Source organism: Flavobacterium xinjiangense (genome assembly GCF_900142885.1).
GTDB lineage: Bacteria > Bacteroidota > Bacteroidia > Flavobacteriales > Flavobacteriaceae > Flavobacterium > Flavobacterium xinjiangense.
Genome location: NZ_FRCL01000001.1, coordinates 330,653 through 347,396, shown reverse-complemented (window position 1 = coordinate 347,396; position 16,744 = coordinate 330,653). Strand labels below are relative to the sequence as shown.

Sequence of the window (16,744 nt, the reverse complement as noted above, 5' to 3'; positions counted from 1 at the left end):
TTAATCTGCACAATAGCAAGGTTTGTTACCAAAAGTATAAGTTAAGGTTAATCCGGAGAAAACATACCAATCATTATTATTTATGTTACCAAATTGTAAAAATTTTAGATTTTCATTCTTTGGATTGCTTCCGTCAATATCATCAGCGAAGGTATATCTGGCTCCAACTTCTATTCCTAAAACGAAATTAGGTGTAATATTTGATTTTACACCCAAAATCATTGGTATCGCGATAGTTCCGTGATTTGTATCTGATCTAGTTCTTCCGTCTGCAAAAAATAAACCTTCGTATCGCACATAACTTAAACCGGAGTAGACGTAAGGTGTGATTTTGGTTCTTAATTCATGCAAATTAAAATCAAAAAAATTAAATTCAAGACCTGCAGAGAATTCTCTGATGCTGTTTTCAAAACGATACCCTCGTTGATTTCTACCAGCTTCTTCAGAGTTGAGATCGTTTGCTGTAATTTTTGATTGTGTGTAGGAAAATCGATAGGAATGTCTTGGACTTTTATTCCATTTATACAGTAATCCAATTGCGGGTTCATTTGGAGATATATAAGTTGTAGAACCTACATCGCCTATGAAGTTACTACCGCCAACAAAAACACCAATCTCATGAATTTGAGCTTGTATTGCCATGAAAGGGAATAGGAATAGAAAAAAGTTGAGAATACGGTTCATTTAATTGAAAATTGCGTGCAAATATAATAATTATCAATATGATTCAATACCTATTTAGTTAATTGTGTGTTTTTTCTAAAAACAAGTGTAATTTGGTATTTGTTTAATGAAAACGCAAAAAAGGGGTTGAATCGTATAGTATTAGTTATAAATGCTTTAATTCCTTTTGTCTTCTCCCCAAAGTAATTTGGTGCGAAGCGTTTTTAAAAATGTTTCTTCAGGAATTTCCACCATGTTTATTTGAAAGGGAGTTTTTTTAATCGTCAGAATCGATTCATTTTTTACAGAAGTAATTCTGGAATCTAAGGAAACGAGATAGTTTTCCTCTCTACCGGTAACTTTTAATCGGATTTCGGTTTCGTCTGGAACAACCAGTGGTCTCGCGTTTAGATTATGAGGAGCGATAGGTGTGATAACTAAACTTTTTACATCGGGAGTGAGTATGGGGCCACCACAACTCAAAGAATATCCCGTTGAACCCGTAGGGGTGGAAATAATCAAACCATCTGCCCAATAGGAATTTAAAAATTCGTCATTAAGATACGTGTCTATTGTAATCATCGAGGTGGTATCTTTTCTACTAACAGTGATTTCATTCATGGCAAAGTTAATGTCCTGAATAGATTCATTATTTGGGGAACATGATAAACTTAATAGTGTTCTTTTTGAAAGGGTGTATTTTTTTTCTATTACAAATTGCATAAACTCAGCAATATTTTCTTTTTGAACGGTTGCTAAAAAACCTAAACGGCCCGCATTAATACCTAATATAGGTACTCCTGAATCTCGCACTAAGGTTGCAGCTCTTAAAATTGTTCCGTCCCCACCAATGCTTATCAGCATGTCAAAACTAGTATCTAATTCGGTATGAGATTCAAACGTTTTGTATTCTTTTTGAACAATCTTTTTTTCGTAAAGTATTTTCAAAAATGCCGAATCAATAACCATTTCTACCTTATTGGTATTAAAAAAAACGAAGATGTCTTTAATTATAGGTTCGGTGCTGTTCTGGTAATATTGTCCGTATATAGCTACTTTCATTTATTTAAATTAGATAATTAGATAATGTATCAATTAGAAAATTAAACTCCTAATTTTCTCATTTTCCAATTTGTTTTTAATTAGATATTAAGATATTTATCTAAATAATCAGAACGTTCTTTTAAGTTGTTGATGTAATTGTCTTCTTGATGCTCAGATATAATTTCATAATTATACCTTCTGAAAGTCTGGATGATTTCGTTCATTGCGCCCAATGTTATTTTCATAGTAACTTGAACACTTTCTACGTCTGCTTCAGAGATGAACAAGCCTAAAAGTTTCCCGTTATTACTTTCAACTATTTGAGTAATTTGCCCCATTGAGTAATCTAACACTCCTTTTTTGACAATAATAATTCCTCCTGGCTCTTTCAAAAATGGAGTTTCATGAAAAAATCGCATGATGTCTTCGATTTCATAATAGCCAACATATTTATTGTTTTCGTCCAAAACAGGGACTAAGTTAGTATGGTTCTTTGCGAAAATTTCTAAAACATCCAGCCAGATGGTATTCGTTCTGACAAAAAATCCCTCGAGAGTAAATCTATAATCTGCTATTTTTTTCTTATTTTCAAAAGTCACAATATCATCTGCGGCGATACTGCCAATATAAATACCCTCTTCAATTACAGGAAAATGTGAAAAGTGCAAATCATTAAAAAAGTCTTGAACATCCGCAATAGTATCTTGGCTGTCAATCGCTTTAAAATCATTAGTAATATATTCTGTAATTTCTGTCATAAATCAATCTCAATATTTCATGCAAAATAATCAAAAATAAGCAAAAACTCCTAGGTTTTACTTTGTATTTTTGTCACAACAAATACTATTTTTCACAATCAAAAAGTGTTCCAATGACAAAATTAAGCGTAAACATCAATAAAATAGCTACTTTACGAAACGCGCGTGGAGGAAATGTTCCCGATTTATTAAAGGTAGCAGCCGATATTCAAAAGTTTGGCGCCGAAGGAATCACCATACATCCTCGTCCGGATGAGCGACATATTCGTTATCAAGATGCCCGAGATTTGAAATCCATTGTTTATACGGAATATAATATTGAGGGAAACCCAGAGAAAACATTTATTGATCTTGTTCTTGAAATCAAACCTACTCAAGTAACATTGGTTCCAGATGCTGTCGATGCGATAACTTCTAATGCAGGTTGGGATACCATAAAACACGCCGATTATCTTAAAGAAATTGTGCAGGAATTTCAACGCAACGGAATCAGAACTTCCATTTTTGTGGATCCGGTTCTCGAAATGATTGAAGGCGCTAAAAAAATTGGAACCGAAAGAATCGAATTATATACGGAAGCATTCGCACACGAATACAGTTTGGGTAACAAAAGAGGTATACAACCGTATATGGAATCTGCGATTTTGGCCAGCCAAATCGGTTTGGGAATCAATGCAGGTCACGATTTAAGTTTAGACAATATTCAGTTTTTCAAAGAAAACATACCGGGATTACTGGAAGTTTCTATCGGTCACGCGCTGATTTCTGAAGCCATTTATTTGGGCTTGGATAATGTAATCAACATGTATTTGCAAAAATTAAAATAAAATAATTGGGGCGTGACCGCGCTTTCACTAGCGTTACAGCGTGGTCGGGCTATCCGTTGCAATCTTTTTTTCATTCCGCTAGCGCTTCATGATAAAAAAGGATTTTCACTGCTATCCCTCACGCAACTCTAAAATCTAAAATGATATGCTTTTTTCAAAAATAGAAGGTTCAGGCAAGCCACTTTTAATCCTTCACGGCTTTCTGGGAATGTCAGACAATTGGAAAACACTCGGAACTCAATTCGGTGCCGAAGGTTTTCAAGTTCACATGACTGATTTACGCAATCACGGACGTAGTTTACATTCGGAAGAATTCAGTTATGAAATAATGGTTCAGGATATTTTCGAATATTGTGAAGCGCATAATTTAGAAAATATAGATATAATCGGACATTCCATGGGCGGGAAAGTAGCCATGCTTTTGGCGACAACGCATCCGGAATTAGTAGACAAATTGATTGTGGCTGATATTGGACCAAAATTTTATCCGCAACACCATCAGGATATTCTGGCTGGATTAAACGCTGTTGATTTTTCCAAGAAACCAACCCGAAGTGAAGTCGAAGAAATTATGTCTCAATATATTCCTGATTTTGGGACGAGACAATTCCTGATGAAAAGTTTGTATTGGAAAGAGCCGGGACAACTCGCTTTCCGATTTAATTTGGAGGTTTTCAATAAAAAAATGGACGAAATAGGAGTTCCTTTGCCGCAAAATGCCGTTTTTGAGAAACCAACATTATTCATTCGTGGCGGGAATTCTAATTATATTTTGGACACTGATTTCGGAAACATAAAACAGCATTTTCCGAATTCCACTTTTGAAACAATTCCTAATGCAGGACATTGGCTGCATGCTGAAAACCCAGCTTTATTTCATCAAACAACAAGTTCTTTCTTAAAATAATTTAATCAGATTTAAATTTTTCCTACATTTATTTAAATTTTAAAACAAAAACTATGAATTTATTACTTAGAATCCTTATCACTGGAGGTTTAGTGCTACTTATTGCTCATTTTATGCCGGGCGTTCATGTGGCGAGTTTTACGACAGCCTTAATTGTTGCAGTAGTTCTTGGTTTGCTTAATATATTTATCAAACCAATATTGGTAATACTTACTTTACCGGTTACGATTGTTACATTAGGATTATTTTTGTTAGTCATTAATGCATTGATTATTTTACTCTGCACCAATATCGTTGGCGGGTTTAGCGTTGATTCGTTTTGGACCGCATTAATCTTTAGTATTATATTGTCACTATTGCAATCCATTATGAATGGGATTTTAGGAGATGGAAAGTAATTAGCTCTTTTAACAAGTAATTGTGAGTTAATAAATTAGCAATAATCCTTAATTTAATACCTTTGTTTTTTACAAAAGTTAATAAATGACAAAAAAGTTTTACATAATGCTACTTGTTATTCTTGGTTTCTTTATGATGCCAAGCATAGCTTTTGCATGTGGAACTAAATCAGAGAAAGCGTGTTGTAAAAAAGAAGCTGTTTCGCAAAGCGAGAAATCGGCTTGCTGCAATAAGGAAAAAAGTTCAAAAAGTCATGAGGGTTGTAACGGAGGGTGCAAACATGTTTCTTGCACCAGCTCTGTCGTTAATTTGGCTTTGTCTTCTCTTTCTTATGTTGAACTTAACGGTCAACTCTTTAGTTTTTCACACGAGAAACAAAATTATTATTATTCAGAAATCTTCATTTCTTCAGATTTCCGTTGCATTTGGCTTCCACCTAAAATAAGCTAAATTTCTATTTAGACAGCCATTATTGGGTCTAATTCAAAGCATTACTGCTTTAAAATCATTAAATTTATAGTCAGATTCAATTTGAATTGTAGCAATATGCTAGTTTTTCAAAATTGATTGGGACTTATTCACTTCAAAATTATTTAAAACAATGAAATCAATAAGAAAAATATTGACGGCAATTACACTATTGCTTTCAATCACAGTTGCGAACGCACAAATAAAAAATGCTAAAACCGAAACGGTAAAAATCTATGGGAATTGCGGAATGTGTGAAACAACCATAGAGAAAGCAGGAAATTTAAAAAAAGTAGCTCAGGTAGATTGGGATAAAGACACCAAAATGGCTACGCTAACCTACGATTCAACAAAAACCAGTCAGGATGAAATCCTAAAACGTATTGCCTTCGCAGGTTATGACAGCGAGAAATTCCTTGCTCCTGATGCTGCTTATAACAGCCTTGCCGGTTGTTGCCAATACGAGCGTGAAGCTAAAGTATCGGTGACAGGAGATGCTAACACAAATCAGAGCGATAGCGAACAGGCGAATCAAATGGCAGGAATGGAAAATCATGAAAATCATGCAGCAATGCCTAAAAACGATCAAGTAGCAGAAAATCAATTAAAACCAGTTTTTGAGAATTATTTTGTATTAAAAGATGCCTTGGTGAAAACGGATGGGAAAGTAGCTTCTTCAGTGGCAAATGATTTATTGACTTCCTTAAACGGGATAAAAATGGACAAGCTGGCTATGGATGTTCACATGGTTTGGATGAAAGTGGTGAAAGATTTAACTGCTGATACCAAGAGTATTTCTGAAACACAGGATATCAAAAAACAAAGAATGGTTTTTATGTCATTGTCAAAAAAAATATATGATTTGATCAAAGTGGCTAAATATGAAACACCGGTTTTTTATCAATTTTGCCCAATGGCAAATGGAGGGAAAGGTGCTAATTGGTTGAGCAAAGACAATGGAATTAAAAATCCTTATTATGGTTCACAAATGCTGTCTTGCGGTAAGACTGTAGAAACTATTAAATAAAAATGAAGATTTATATCAAAAATATGGTATGCAATCGCTGTAATATTGTCGTGAAGTCTGAACTTGAAAAAATTGGACTTCACGCTGTTTCAGTTCAACTAGGAGAAGTTGAACTTTTGGAAGATTTAAAAAATGATGAAAAAGAGATACTTTCAAAAAGGTTACACGCACTTGGTTTCGAATTATTAGAAGACAAAATAAGGATCACCATTGAGCGGATAAAGAATCTAATAGTTAATTTGGTGCATCATAAAGACATTGAATTAAAGACGAATTTATCGTACTATTTATCGGAACAATTAGGACAAGATTATAACGTATTGAGTAATCTGTTTTCCGAAGTTGAGGGTAAGACTATAGAACATTATTTTATTACTCAAAAGATTGAAAAAGTAAAGGAGTTAATAATGTATAATGAGTTCACACTAAGTGAAATTGCAATTCAATTGAATTATACTGATGTCGCACATTTGAGTAATCAGTTTAAAAAAATCACGGGTGTAACGCCAACTCATTTTAAACAATTAAAAGAAAATAATAGATTGCAAATAGATTGTTTGTAAAATTTACAAATCATTTCCAAAATTCTACAAGAAATCAAAATGTATGCGTTGTAAATTTGTGTAATATAAATCAAATATTTTGTTTAATATTTTTAAAAAAATAAAAAATGAAAACATTAATTATCGCACTAAGCGTATTCTTAGCAGTGAATACAATGGCATCAGCTCAAGAAGCTGTAAAATCTTCGCAAAAAGAATTGGATAAAGAAATGTTTATTTGTCCAATGCATCCGGATGAAATGAGCAGTAAAGAAGGAGAGTGTAGTAAATGCGGAATGAAATTGGTAAAAACACTGAACCACGACACCTCAGGTAAAGGAAGAAAAACAGAAGTAGTTTCAAAATACGTTTGTAAAATGGATGGTACAACTTCTGATAAAGCAGGAAAGTGTCCTAAATGCGGAATGGACATGACAAAACAACAAGCGGTAAATTACACTTGCTCAATGCATCCTAATGAGGTGAGTTCAGAACCTGGAAAATGTGGAAAATGTGGTATGAAAATGGTAAAAACAACCGAAGTAAAACGCAACGTCGCAGTAAAAGGAAGTCAATCAAGTAGGAAAGTTATCACTAAATATATTTGTGCAATGGATGGTGAGCAGTCTGATAAAGCAGGAAAGTGTCCTAAATGCGGCATGGAAATGACAAAAATGGAGAATGAGAAAAAATAATTCATAGGTATAAATTCAAATTCCCTTTAAACTTAATTCAATACGTGATGTGTAGATTATTTTTAAACTTTAAAAAGTTGTTTTTATATTAAAATAGATTTTCAAAAAATGTTGCCAGTAGCAATGCAGATATTAATAATTAAAAAATAAAAAAATGAAAAATGTAGTTCTTTCGGCCATAGCAATGACATTAGTAATGGTTTCTTGTAACCAAAAAAACAAAGAAACGCCAGCTGATACATCAGTTGTAACCAAAACGACTTCGGAATTGTATTCGTGCCCGATGCATCCTGAAATTACAGGAAAAAAGGGAGATAAATGTTCTAAATGCGGAATGGAATTAACCGAGCCGGTTAACCAAAATGCAAAAAATAACCCAACTACGGTTGCTGAAACTAAGACAGAAACAACGGTTGTAGCGACTCCTCAATCTTCTTTTTCTATCAATCAAATCGTAAGTAATTATTTGAAACTTAAAAATGCTCTTGTAAAAGATGATTCAAAAGGGGCGGCAAATGCCAGTAAAACTTTATATGCGACTTTAAATAGTTTAAATTCCAATTCATTGGATGCGAAATTGAAAAAGGAATACGTTGATATTGCCGATGATGCTAAGGAGCATGCAGAACATATTGGCGACAATCCTGGGAAAATTGAACATCAAAGGGAGCATTTTGCCATGTTGAGTAAAGACATAAATGATTTGATAAAAACCTTTGGAACTACTCAAAAATTGTATCAGGATTATTGTCCAATGTATGACGAAGGGAAAAGCGGTTATTGGATAAGTGAAACTAAAGAAATCAAAAATCCATACTATGGTTCGCAAATGCTTACTTGTGGATCAGTAAAAAAAACATTCTAGATGAAAATTAACTTCAAAAAAATATTGACTTTAGGTTTTGTTATTTTTTTGCTGATACAATTTTATCAACCTGCTCGCAATTTAGATTACGGGCAGGTTTTGCCAACCCATTTCACCAAAATTTACGCCGTTCCATCAGATGTAAAAAACATTTTACGAACTTCTTGTTATGATTGTCACAGTAACAACACAGAATATCCGTGGTACTCTTACATTCAACCCGCGAGAATGTTTTTGGATAGTCATATTAAAGAAGGAAAAGAAAACTTGAATTTCAGTACGTTTGGCGATTATTCTCAACGCAAGCAAGGAAACAAATTAGAACGAATTGTTAAGCAAATCAAATCGGATGAGATGCCATTATCGTCCTATACATTGATACATAAAAATGCCATACTTACGCAAGAGAATAAAAAGGTATTGATTAATTGGATAGAAAGCACAAAAGATAGTATATCAAGGCGCTTTTAAAAAGCAAAATAGCTTTCTTACAAAAATGCCAAATATATAACGGTAAGAAATTACAGGAAGAAGTGCGATGCAGAATCTTATTTCTTTTTTTTGGTGGTGAAATGAATGAAATTAGATCTGTTTTTTTTCTCGTTTACAGTGAATTATACAATTTAAACAATAAAAACACAACAGATTTAAAACTATTTTTATCTAATATTATCATGCAGAAATTCATCTGTAATTAATAAACTTTAACCATGAAAAAAATATTTTTTTTTACCCTAATGGCGGCTTTTGTATTGATTTCTTGTAACCAAAAAAATAAAGAGAATCCAACAAATGATTCTCATATGATGGATGATAACACCACTATGATGAATTCTGACTCGGTCATGCACACTGATTCAACCATGATGGGTAATAACACAAAAATGATGAAAAATAATCCAACAATGTATGCTTGTCCAATGCATCCTGAAGTTCAAGGTAAGTTGAATGATAAATGTCCAAAATGTGGCATGAAATTAACTGAGCCTGTTCCCGAAACTGCTGTAAAAAGCAACAAATAAAATAAGAGATTCCTTATTTAACTCTGATCAACTTTACAGTAAATATTGCGGTAAGGTTGATCAAAAACACACTAAAATGAAACATACCTATACTATTACCGGGATGTCTTGCGACGGTTGTCGTTCTAAAGTGGAAAAAACATTGAATGCTGTTGATGGGGTTCAAGCGACAGTTACTTTAGATCCCCCAGTAGCAACCATCACAATGGAAAAACATATTCCTGTTGAACAATTACAAGTTGTATTGACTGCTGCCGGAAAGTATAATATCACTGAGGCAACTTTAATGGAAACTCAAACCAAAACGGAAGATAATCCAACCGTCAAATCGTGTTGCAGCTCTAAAAAGCCCCAAGAAAAATCTTTAGAAACGTTATCTAGCAATTTGCCAGGCAAATACTATTGCCCGATGCATTGTGAGGGTGAGAAAGTATATGATAAACCAGGGGATTGCCCCGTTTGCGGAATGGATTTGGTCAAAGAAGCAGCGTTGCCTAATAGTAAAACGTTATATACCTGCCCCATGCACCCAGAAGTTATTCAGGAAGGTCCCGGTTCGTGTCCCATTTGCGGAATGGATTTAGTGCCAATGGAACCAACCGAAAGTGAAGAAAACAGGGTGTATCAAGACTTGATGCGTAAAATGAAAATCGCAGTTGTTTTTACGGTTCCAGTTTTCTTAATTGCCATGTCGGATATGATTCCGAATAATCCATTAATGAAAATAATGGATGCTTCAAAATGGAATTGGGTACAGCTAATTTTATCGCTTCCGGTAGTTTTTTATGCGTGTTGGATGTTTTTTATTCGTGCTTGGAAATCCATCATTACCTGGAATCTCAATATGTTTACGCTTATCGGAATTGGTTCTGGTGTGGCTTTCTTATTCAGTTTAGTTGGGATGTTTTTTCCTGATATTTTTCCAAATGAATTCAAAACTCATAACGGGACTGTTGCACTCTATTTTGAAGCAACAACAGTAATATTAACGTTAGTTTTATTAGGACAACTTTTAGAAGCCAGAGCACACAGTCAAACCAGTGGAGCGATAAAAGAATTACTAAAATTAGCACCAACCGAAGCCACTTTGGTAATCGACGGAGCTGATAAAGTAATCTCCATTCATGATATCAAAAAAGGAGATTTACTGCGTGTGAAACCCGGAGATAAAATTCCTGTGGATGGAAAAATTACCGATGGAGAAAGTACGATAGATGAATCGATGATTTCGGGAGAACCTATTCCCGTTGATAAAAAAATAGATGATTATGTAGTAGCGGGAACCATAAATGGGAATAAGTCCTTTGTTATGATTGCCGAAAAAGTAGGTTCGGAAACCTTGCTTTCGCAAATCGTTAAGATGGTAAATGATGCCAGTCGTTCCAGAGCACCCATTCAAAAGCTAGCGGATAGTATTGCCAAATATTTTGTGCCGATTGTAGTTGTAGTTTCTGTCGTAACTTTTTTTGTTTGGGCAAAATTTGGACCGGAACCAGCGATGGTTTATGGATTTATCAATGCCATTGCGGTATTGATTATTGCATGTCCTTGTGCTTTGGGATTAGCCACACCCATGTCAGTCATGGTTGGTGTTGGGAAAGGAGCACAATCTGGAGTTTTGATAAAAAACGCGGAAGCACTGGAAAATATGAACAAAGTAAATGTTCTGATTACTGATAAAACAGGAACAATCACCGAAGGTAAACCTTCTGTAGAGAAAGTATTCTCCTTGAACAATGAAGAAGATTATTTGTTACAAAGCATCGCTTCTTTAAATCAGTACAGCGAACATCCTTTGGCGCAAGCCGTAGTCAATTTTGCGAAAGCGAAAAACGTTTCATTAATCGAAGTAAAGGATTTTGAAGCAGTTTCTGGGAAAGGAGTTACAGGTACGGTAACAAACAAAAAAATAGCGCTGGGAAATAAAAAATTGATGGAACAAGTGACCGCCACAGTTTCGGCAGAACTGGAAAATCAGATTATCGCCGAGCAAAAATTAGGTAAAACAGTTTCCTATATCTCAGTGGATGGAAATGCAGTGGGGTTTGTGTCGATTACGGATGCCATAAAACCAACAAGTGTAGAAGCCATAAAAGAGTTAATACGTCAAGGTGTTGAGGTAATCATGTTGACGGGAGACAATGAAAATACGGCAAAAGCAGTCGCTCAGGAATTGCATTTAAGTTCTTATAAAGCGGGTTGTTTACCAGAAGACAAGTTGAAAGAAATAAAAAGATTGCAAGCCGAAGGGAAAATTGTAGCCATGGCAGGCGACGGAATCAACGATGCTCCGGCTTTGGCGCAAGCGGACATCGGAATTGCGATGGGAACCGGAACGGATGTGGCTATCGAAAGTGCGAAAATTACGTTGGTGAAAGGCGATTTACAAGGAATAGTAAAAGCCAAAAACTTAAGTCATGCGGTGATGCGTAATATTAAGCAAAATTTATTCTTTGCCTTTTTCTATAATGTATTGGGAATTCCAATTGCTGCGGGAGTTTTGTATCCGTTTTTTGGAGTTTTGCTCTCGCCAATGATTGCCGCTTTGGCAATGAGTTTTAGTTCGGTTTCGGTGATTGCAAATGCATTGCGATTGCGAAACTTAAAGCTTTAAATAAAAGAAGTTGGAGGCATTTATTTTTAGAGGAGCAAGTTGTATTATAGATCGTTGCGAGTTAGGCCTTGGTTGTTTTTAACATGGAAATAACCACTAAATGTGCAGAAATTGTCTTAAATTTATAGTACGATTTTAATTGATTGTATTTTTCAAATAGCTGATTATCAATAACTAATAAATACTATAGTCAAATGAAAATAATTTTAGCAACTGATGGATCACCTTTTAGTGTGGCAATGGTAAAAGAGTTTGCCGGTAGACCTTTACCCATAAACACAAAAGTGAAAATCATCTCCGTTTATGAAGCAGATAGGCTCATGAATGTGGCTCCAATGGGCGTTTTAACGGAATATTACGACGATGCTAGTATGAATTCTTTGAAGTTTGCAGAGAATTCGGTCGCAGCAGCAGCGGAAATAATTAGAAATAAAAATCCTGAACTTGCAGTTTTAACGGAGGCAATAGAGGGAGTTCCTAAAACCGTTATTGTTGATGAGGCCGAAAAGTTTGGCGCTGATTTAATTGTTCTTGGATCACATGGTTATGGTCTTGTTGAACGTCTTTTATTAGGATCAGTTTCACAATCCGTTGCACTTCATGCAAAATGTTCTGTTGAAATTGTACGTAAAAAAACAAAATAAAAGTGTAGCCGCAGCCTAATAGAAAAAGTGCAAGTGATTTTCTATTAAATAAAGATGAAATCCGGTTAGTTGGCTAGCCTTATTTTTGAATAACAAAAGGAAGTAATTAAATAAATTTTTTTCAAAATTCAACAAGGTTTTTTCGTTTTAAAACGCAGACCTTTATAGGGTTAATAGTTTTAACAAATAAATTCAATATCATGAAAACAGTACAAAAAATTGCATTATCGATTGGGTTAATTGGTCTTCTATATTCTTGCCAGTCAACCAATCAGGTTCTCTCAAAATCAGATAAGAGAATGGAAATTATGAACGAGATTGCTAATAATGAAAGTATGTCTAAAGAGATGATGGCGATACTTATGAATAGCAAAAGTGGTATGATGATGATGCAGGAGAAGGAAAAGGAAATGATGAAGGATAGTCATGCGAAAATGATGACTATGATGAAGGAAAATCCAGAAATGATGAAAGAGAATCATGCTAAAATGATGGCAATGATGAAAGAAAATCCGGAAATGATGAAAGGTATGATGTCCGAGATGATGAAAGGAATGAAGGATAATCCCGAAATGATGAAAAGTATGATGGCAAAGATGATGGAATCATCAAAAGGCGATGATGCTATGATGTCTGGAATGTGCAAAGAGATGATGGATAGTCCCGAGATGATGAAAATGATGGAAAAAATGAAAGGTGAAAAAATGGACATGAAAAAAATGAAAACGATGGATAAAAAAGTGGAAAAGAAAGAAGATCATAAAGCACATCATTAATATTTTAACCTTAATCCTAAAGAATCATGTTAAATAACGGTAACGGAGAAATGCATATGGGAGAATACTCTTTCATGGGAATGCACCCATTTTGGTTAATTTTAGTAATTGTGTTGTTCCTTTTTGCTTTGGTAATGTTAAACCGATTTAGAAAAAGAAAATAAGAATTACAAAATTTAGAATTTTAAAAATGAGAATAATAATAATAGTTTTGATTCTGTTTATCGGTCCTTTTGTGCAAGCGGAAAATAGCAATAACAGAAATATTTCCAAAAAATTGGCTTTTCAACAGGTACAGCCTTCAACCTATACTTGTGTAATGCATCCTGAAATTCATGCCACTAAACCAGGAAAATGTCCAAAATGTGGTATGGATTTAATCAAAGAAAAAGCAAAACCGGTAAAAAAATCCGTTCAAAAAAAGCAAGTACCAAAAGCAGTTGTTAAAAAAACAGTACCTGTAAAAGCAACCGATATTAACACTAAAGCAACAACTGATGATTTGCATCAAAATCACACCAATGTTCCCGCGGATAACAGTAAACCTAAAGCAGAACCGGTTAAAAGAACTGCTAAAAATGCTCCGCCCAGAACCGTTCGGTATGATTTGTATGTTCGGGATACGATTGTCACTTTTGGCGATAAACCCAAAAGAGCGATTGCCGTAAACGGACAAATCCCAATGCCAACACTTACGTTTACCGAAGGCGATATTGCCGAAATTTATGTACATAACGAATTAAATGAAGATACTTCGTTGCACTGGCACGGATTGTTTTTACCCAACAAAGAAGACGGTGTGCCTAATTTGACACAAATGCCCATCAAACCGCATACCACCCATAAATATACCTTTCCAATTATTCAGCACGGAACGCATTGGTATCACAGTCATACAGGTTTGCAGGAGCAAATTGGGATGTACGGTTCTTTTGTAATGAACAAAAGAAATGAAGACCCAAATTTTAGAGCGGGAATAGATGATTTACCAACGGTTCCAATTATTCTCAGTGAATGGACCAATATGAAACCGGAAAATGTACACCGAATGTTGCACAATGCCACGGACTGGTTTGCGATTCAAAAAGGAACCACGCAAAGTTATTCTGAAGCCATAAAAGCAGGACATTTCAAGACAAAAGTCACCAACGAATGGAAACGAATGAACGCCATGGACGTAAGCGACGTTTATTACAATAAATTTCTGATCAACGGCAAAAATGAAAGCCAGCTTTCGCAGTTCAAAGCGGGCGATAAAGTGCGATTGAGGATTGCCAATGGTGGTGCTTCAACTTATTTTTGGCTGAACTATGCAGGAGGAAAAATTACGGTGGTGGCCAGTGATGGTAATGATGTTGAGCCTGTTGAAGTCGATAGATTGCTTGTTGCAGTTTCTGAAACGTATGATGTTGTTGTCACTATCCCTGCTGAAAAAACGGCATTTGAATTTTTAGTGACATCAGAGGACCGAACAAAATCTGCTTCCTTGTATTTAGGGAAAGGGATCAAGCAATTGATTACACCGATGCCTAAATTAAAGTATTTTGAAGGAATGAAAATGATGAATGGAATGATGAAAATGAATGGAGATTTAGACGATATGGGCATGAAAATGTCATTGAATCAAATGGATATGAATGTGGTCATGTATCCTGAAATTACAGGACCTTTAAACGATAATGAAGGAACGCAAAAAGAAGTTCAAATGGATCATTCTTCGCATGATATGGGAAAAATGAAAATGGATGATTCTTCTGCAAAAAAGGGCGACATGAAAATGGATGATTCTTCTGCAAAAATGGACAACATGAAAATGACCGAAGCCGATTATAACAGCAACGAACTTTCAGATATCACGACTTTGAATTATGCGATGCTGAAATCTCCCACTAAAACAACATTGCCCAAAGACGCACCGGTAAAAGAATTGCGATTTGAATTATCAGGAAACATGAATCGCTATGTTTGGAGTCTGGACAATAAAGTAGTTTCAGAAGCCGATAAAATTCTAATTAAAAAAGGGGAGAATGTTCGAATTGTACTCTTCAACGGCTCCATGATGCGTCACCCGATGCATTTACACGGACACGATTTTAGAGTGCTGAACGGTCAAGAAGAGTACGCGCCGCTGAAAAATATCATCGACATCATGCCGATGGAAACCGATACGATTGAGTTTAATGCGAATGTTAAAGGCGATTGGTTTTTTCATTGCCATATTCTGTATCACATGATGGCGGGAATGGGAAGGGTTTTAAGTTATGAAAATCAAGAGCCAAATCCTTTGATTCCAAATCCAAAATTAGCGCAACGCAAATTATTCGCTGATGATAGAGCTTTCCATGTGATGGCCGAAAATGATTTTGCCACTAATGGAAATGACGGAATGCTGATGATTCAAAACACACGTTGGAGTATTGGTACAGAATGGCGTTTGGGTTACACTAAACATCACGGGTATGAAACCGAAACGCATATTGGACGATATATTGGTAAAATGCAATGGCTGATGCCATTCATTGGTTTTGACTGGAGATATCGAAAAATGGAAATGGGAGAAATGGAGAAAAATCTTTTCGGTCAAGAAAGCACCAAAGACAAACGAGCTGTTGCAAGTTTAGGAATTGAATACACGCTGCCTATGCTAGTAAAATTTCAAACAGAAGTTTTTAGTGATGGAAAAGTCAGATTGCAATTTGAACGTATGGATATTCCGGTTTCAAAAAGGTTGAGAATGAATTTAATGTGGAATACAGATAGAGAATACATGGCAGGTTTGCGTTATATTGTTAAAAGAAATTTTGGAATTACAACGCATTATGACAGCGATATGGGATTAGGTTTTGGATTGAACCTGAATTATTAAATTCATAGAGTGAAACGTTTATCACGTGACTCACTGATGTCGGCGTAAATTATAAATCGACTCTGTAGAGTCATTAAGATTCCATTTAACCTTTAAAATAGAAAATCATGTTGAATAACGATAATGGCGAAATGCACATGGGATCCTACATGTTTATGGGGATACATATTTTTTGGTGGTTTTCAATAATCGTTTTAGGACTGGCATTATTAGTGGCAGCTCATAAGTATAGAAGAAGAAAATGATTTTCAACTTAAAACGATATAAATAGCCTTATTGATTTGGCTGAAAGTGTGGGTGTAATAACTGGAAAAATTATCCTAAATTTTTTGTAATGTGTCTTACTGTTGTAGAACAGTAAGACACAATCAAATCAATCTTTTTTATGTTGTTCCGTGTGATTTTGATTTCCGTGAATCGTATGATCCCCCACGTTCATTCCGTTTGACATTCCAATCATAAATGCGGTAATTATTAGCATAATTTTTCTTTTTGCCCAAAGAATAGGTCGTCTAGGTTGTCCTAAACGTGTTTTGTTTTTGTGTTTATACATTTTGTAAATGATAAATGATTAGACATTTGGTATCATCCTTATGCATGGAATTGCATAAATGCGTAGAAAGAAAT

At 35.0% G+C, this 16,744-nt stretch carries 19 protein-coding genes; 15 read left to right on the top strand and 4 right to left on the bottom strand.

Annotated features, from left to right (window positions below; genetic code table 11):
- From porG to BUC23_RS01520, 3 genes are all read right to left on the bottom strand, one after another.
- A complete protein-coding gene (gene porG / locus BUC23_RS01530; RefSeq protein WP_073204296.1) occupies nucleotides 1-684 on the bottom strand; it encodes a type IX secretion system protein PorG in 684 nt (227 codons plus the stop codon).
- Nucleotides 685-840: 156 nt separating this feature from the next.
- The gene (locus BUC23_RS01525) at nucleotides 841-1,725 is read right to left on the bottom strand and encodes an NAD kinase (RefSeq protein ID WP_073204294.1); all 885 of its coding nucleotides are present in this window, start codon (nucleotides 1,723-1,725) and stop codon (nucleotides 841-843) included.
- Between the two features lie 80 nt (nucleotides 1,726-1,805).
- Nucleotides 1,806-2,465, bottom strand: coding sequence for a CBS domain-containing protein (locus BUC23_RS01520; protein ID WP_073204291.1), 660 nt, complete (start codon nucleotides 2,463-2,465; stop codon nucleotides 1,806-1,808).
- Nucleotides 2,466-2,578: 113 nt separating this feature from the next.
- Between BUC23_RS01520 and BUC23_RS01515 the strand changes: the two genes are divergently transcribed.
- The 15 genes from BUC23_RS01515 to BUC23_RS17420 all read left to right on the top strand — a co-directional run bounded on the left by BUC23_RS01515 (nucleotide 2,579) and on the right by BUC23_RS17420 (nucleotide 16,362).
- Nucleotides 2,579-3,292 carry a pyridoxine 5'-phosphate synthase gene (locus BUC23_RS01515; protein ID WP_073204287.1) on the top strand — a complete coding sequence of 238 codons (714 nt, stop codon included), beginning with the start codon at nucleotides 2,579-2,581 and terminating at the stop codon, nucleotides 3,290-3,292.
- A gap of 145 nt (nucleotides 3,293-3,437) precedes the next feature.
- Nucleotides 3,438-4,199: an alpha/beta fold hydrolase gene (locus BUC23_RS01510; protein ID WP_073204284.1), complete on the top strand. Its 762-nt coding sequence runs from the start codon at nucleotides 3,438-3,440 to the stop codon at nucleotides 4,197-4,199.
- Between the two features lie 53 nt (nucleotides 4,200-4,252).
- Complete coding sequence (locus tag BUC23_RS01505; RefSeq protein ID WP_073204281.1) at nucleotides 4,253-4,597, top strand: phage holin family protein; 345 nt, start codon at nucleotides 4,253-4,255, stop codon at nucleotides 4,595-4,597.
- A gap of 85 nt (nucleotides 4,598-4,682) precedes the next feature.
- A complete protein-coding gene (locus BUC23_RS01500) occupies nucleotides 4,683-5,048 on the top strand; it encodes a hypothetical protein (RefSeq protein WP_073204278.1) in 366 nt (121 codons plus the stop codon).
- A 151-nt stretch (nucleotides 5,049-5,199) separates the two neighbouring features.
- Nucleotides 5,200-6,093, top strand: a complete 894-nt coding sequence (locus BUC23_RS01495) for a DUF3347 domain-containing protein (RefSeq protein ID WP_073204275.1) — start codon at nucleotides 5,200-5,202, stop codon at nucleotides 6,091-6,093.
- Between the two features lie 2 nt (nucleotides 6,094-6,095).
- A complete protein-coding gene (locus tag BUC23_RS01490; protein WP_073204272.1) occupies nucleotides 6,096-6,656 on the top strand; it encodes a helix-turn-helix domain-containing protein in 561 nt (186 codons plus the stop codon).
- A 107-nt stretch (nucleotides 6,657-6,763) separates the two neighbouring features.
- The gene (locus BUC23_RS01485) at nucleotides 6,764-7,330 is read left to right on the top strand and encodes a heavy metal-binding domain-containing protein (protein ID WP_073204269.1); all 567 of its coding nucleotides are present in this window, start codon (nucleotides 6,764-6,766) and stop codon (nucleotides 7,328-7,330) included.
- 154 nt (nucleotides 7,331-7,484) lie between these two features.
- Nucleotides 7,485-8,195 (top strand): DUF3347 domain-containing protein, encoded by a 711-nt coding sequence (locus BUC23_RS01480; RefSeq protein ID WP_073204265.1) that lies wholly within the window; start codon nucleotides 7,485-7,487, stop codon nucleotides 8,193-8,195.
- A complete protein-coding gene (locus tag BUC23_RS01475; protein WP_073204261.1) occupies nucleotides 8,196-8,666 on the top strand; it encodes a heme-binding domain-containing protein in 471 nt (156 codons plus the stop codon).
- A gap of 239 nt (nucleotides 8,667-8,905) precedes the next feature.
- Complete coding sequence (locus BUC23_RS17610; RefSeq protein ID WP_073204257.1) at nucleotides 8,906-9,217, top strand: heavy metal-binding domain-containing protein; 312 nt, start codon at nucleotides 8,906-8,908, stop codon at nucleotides 9,215-9,217.
- A 76-nt stretch (nucleotides 9,218-9,293) separates the two neighbouring features.
- Nucleotides 9,294-11,831 (top strand): heavy metal translocating P-type ATPase, encoded by a 2,538-nt coding sequence (locus BUC23_RS01465; RefSeq protein WP_073204253.1) that lies wholly within the window; start codon nucleotides 9,294-9,296, stop codon nucleotides 11,829-11,831.
- A gap of 194 nt (nucleotides 11,832-12,025) precedes the next feature.
- Nucleotides 12,026-12,475: a universal stress protein gene (locus tag BUC23_RS01460; protein ID WP_073204249.1), complete on the top strand. Its 450-nt coding sequence runs from the start codon at nucleotides 12,026-12,028 to the stop codon at nucleotides 12,473-12,475.
- 200 nt (nucleotides 12,476-12,675) lie between these two features.
- Nucleotides 12,676-13,251 (top strand): membrane or secreted protein, encoded by a 576-nt coding sequence (locus BUC23_RS01455; protein WP_073204246.1) that lies wholly within the window; start codon nucleotides 12,676-12,678, stop codon nucleotides 13,249-13,251.
- 190 nt (nucleotides 13,252-13,441) lie between these two features.
- Nucleotides 13,442-16,117, top strand: a complete 2,676-nt coding sequence (locus BUC23_RS01450; protein ID WP_073204243.1) for a multicopper oxidase domain-containing protein — start codon at nucleotides 13,442-13,444, stop codon at nucleotides 16,115-16,117.
- 107 nt (nucleotides 16,118-16,224) lie between these two features.
- A complete protein-coding gene (locus tag BUC23_RS17420) occupies nucleotides 16,225-16,362 on the top strand; it encodes a hypothetical protein (RefSeq protein ID WP_167365544.1) in 138 nt (45 codons plus the stop codon).
- A gap of 128 nt (nucleotides 16,363-16,490) precedes the next feature.
- Here the strand turns inward: BUC23_RS17420 and BUC23_RS01445 are convergent, their stop codons facing one another.
- A complete protein-coding gene (locus BUC23_RS01445) occupies nucleotides 16,491-16,670 on the bottom strand; it encodes a hypothetical protein (RefSeq protein ID WP_073204240.1) in 180 nt (59 codons plus the stop codon).
- Between the last annotated feature and the right edge of the window lie 74 nt (nucleotides 16,671-16,744).

Bases quoted from the DNA above. Each gene is read 5' to 3' on its own strand.
- porG (WP_073204296.1), bottom strand. From the start codon at position 684: ATGAACCGTATTCTCAACTTTTTTCTATTCCTATTCCCTTTCATGGCA.
- BUC23_RS01525 (WP_073204294.1), bottom strand. From the start codon at position 1,725: ATGAAAGTAGCTATATACGGACAATATTACCAGAACAGCACCGAACCT.
- BUC23_RS01520 (WP_073204291.1), bottom strand. From the start codon at position 2,465: ATGACAGAAATTACAGAATATATTACTAATGATTTTAAAGCGATTGAC.
- BUC23_RS01515 (WP_073204287.1), top strand. From the start codon at position 2,579: ATGACAAAATTAAGCGTAAACATCAATAAAATAGCTACTTTACGAAAC.
- BUC23_RS01510 (WP_073204284.1), top strand. From the start codon at position 3,438: ATGCTTTTTTCAAAAATAGAAGGTTCAGGCAAGCCACTTTTAATCCTT.
- BUC23_RS01505 (WP_073204281.1), top strand. From the start codon at position 4,253: ATGAATTTATTACTTAGAATCCTTATCACTGGAGGTTTAGTGCTACTT.
- BUC23_RS01500 (WP_073204278.1), top strand. From the start codon at position 4,683: ATGACAAAAAAGTTTTACATAATGCTACTTGTTATTCTTGGTTTCTTT.
- BUC23_RS01495 (WP_073204275.1), top strand. From the start codon at position 5,200: ATGAAATCAATAAGAAAAATATTGACGGCAATTACACTATTGCTTTCA.
- BUC23_RS01490 (WP_073204272.1), top strand. From the start codon at position 6,096: ATGAAGATTTATATCAAAAATATGGTATGCAATCGCTGTAATATTGTC.
- BUC23_RS01485 (WP_073204269.1), top strand. From the start codon at position 6,764: ATGAAAACATTAATTATCGCACTAAGCGTATTCTTAGCAGTGAATACA.
- BUC23_RS01480 (WP_073204265.1), top strand. From the start codon at position 7,485: ATGAAAAATGTAGTTCTTTCGGCCATAGCAATGACATTAGTAATGGTT.
- BUC23_RS01475 (WP_073204261.1), top strand. From the start codon at position 8,196: ATGAAAATTAACTTCAAAAAAATATTGACTTTAGGTTTTGTTATTTTT.
- BUC23_RS17610 (WP_073204257.1), top strand. From the start codon at position 8,906: ATGAAAAAAATATTTTTTTTTACCCTAATGGCGGCTTTTGTATTGATT.
- BUC23_RS01465 (WP_073204253.1), top strand. From the start codon at position 9,294: ATGAAACATACCTATACTATTACCGGGATGTCTTGCGACGGTTGTCGT.
- BUC23_RS01460 (WP_073204249.1), top strand. From the start codon at position 12,026: ATGAAAATAATTTTAGCAACTGATGGATCACCTTTTAGTGTGGCAATG.
- BUC23_RS01455 (WP_073204246.1), top strand. From the start codon at position 12,676: ATGAAAACAGTACAAAAAATTGCATTATCGATTGGGTTAATTGGTCTT.
- BUC23_RS01450 (WP_073204243.1), top strand. From the start codon at position 13,442: ATGAGAATAATAATAATAGTTTTGATTCTGTTTATCGGTCCTTTTGTG.
- BUC23_RS17420 (WP_167365544.1), top strand. From the start codon at position 16,225: ATGTTGAATAACGATAATGGCGAAATGCACATGGGATCCTACATGTTT.
- BUC23_RS01445 (WP_073204240.1), bottom strand. From the start codon at position 16,670: ATGTATAAACACAAAAACAAAACACGTTTAGGACAACCTAGACGACCT.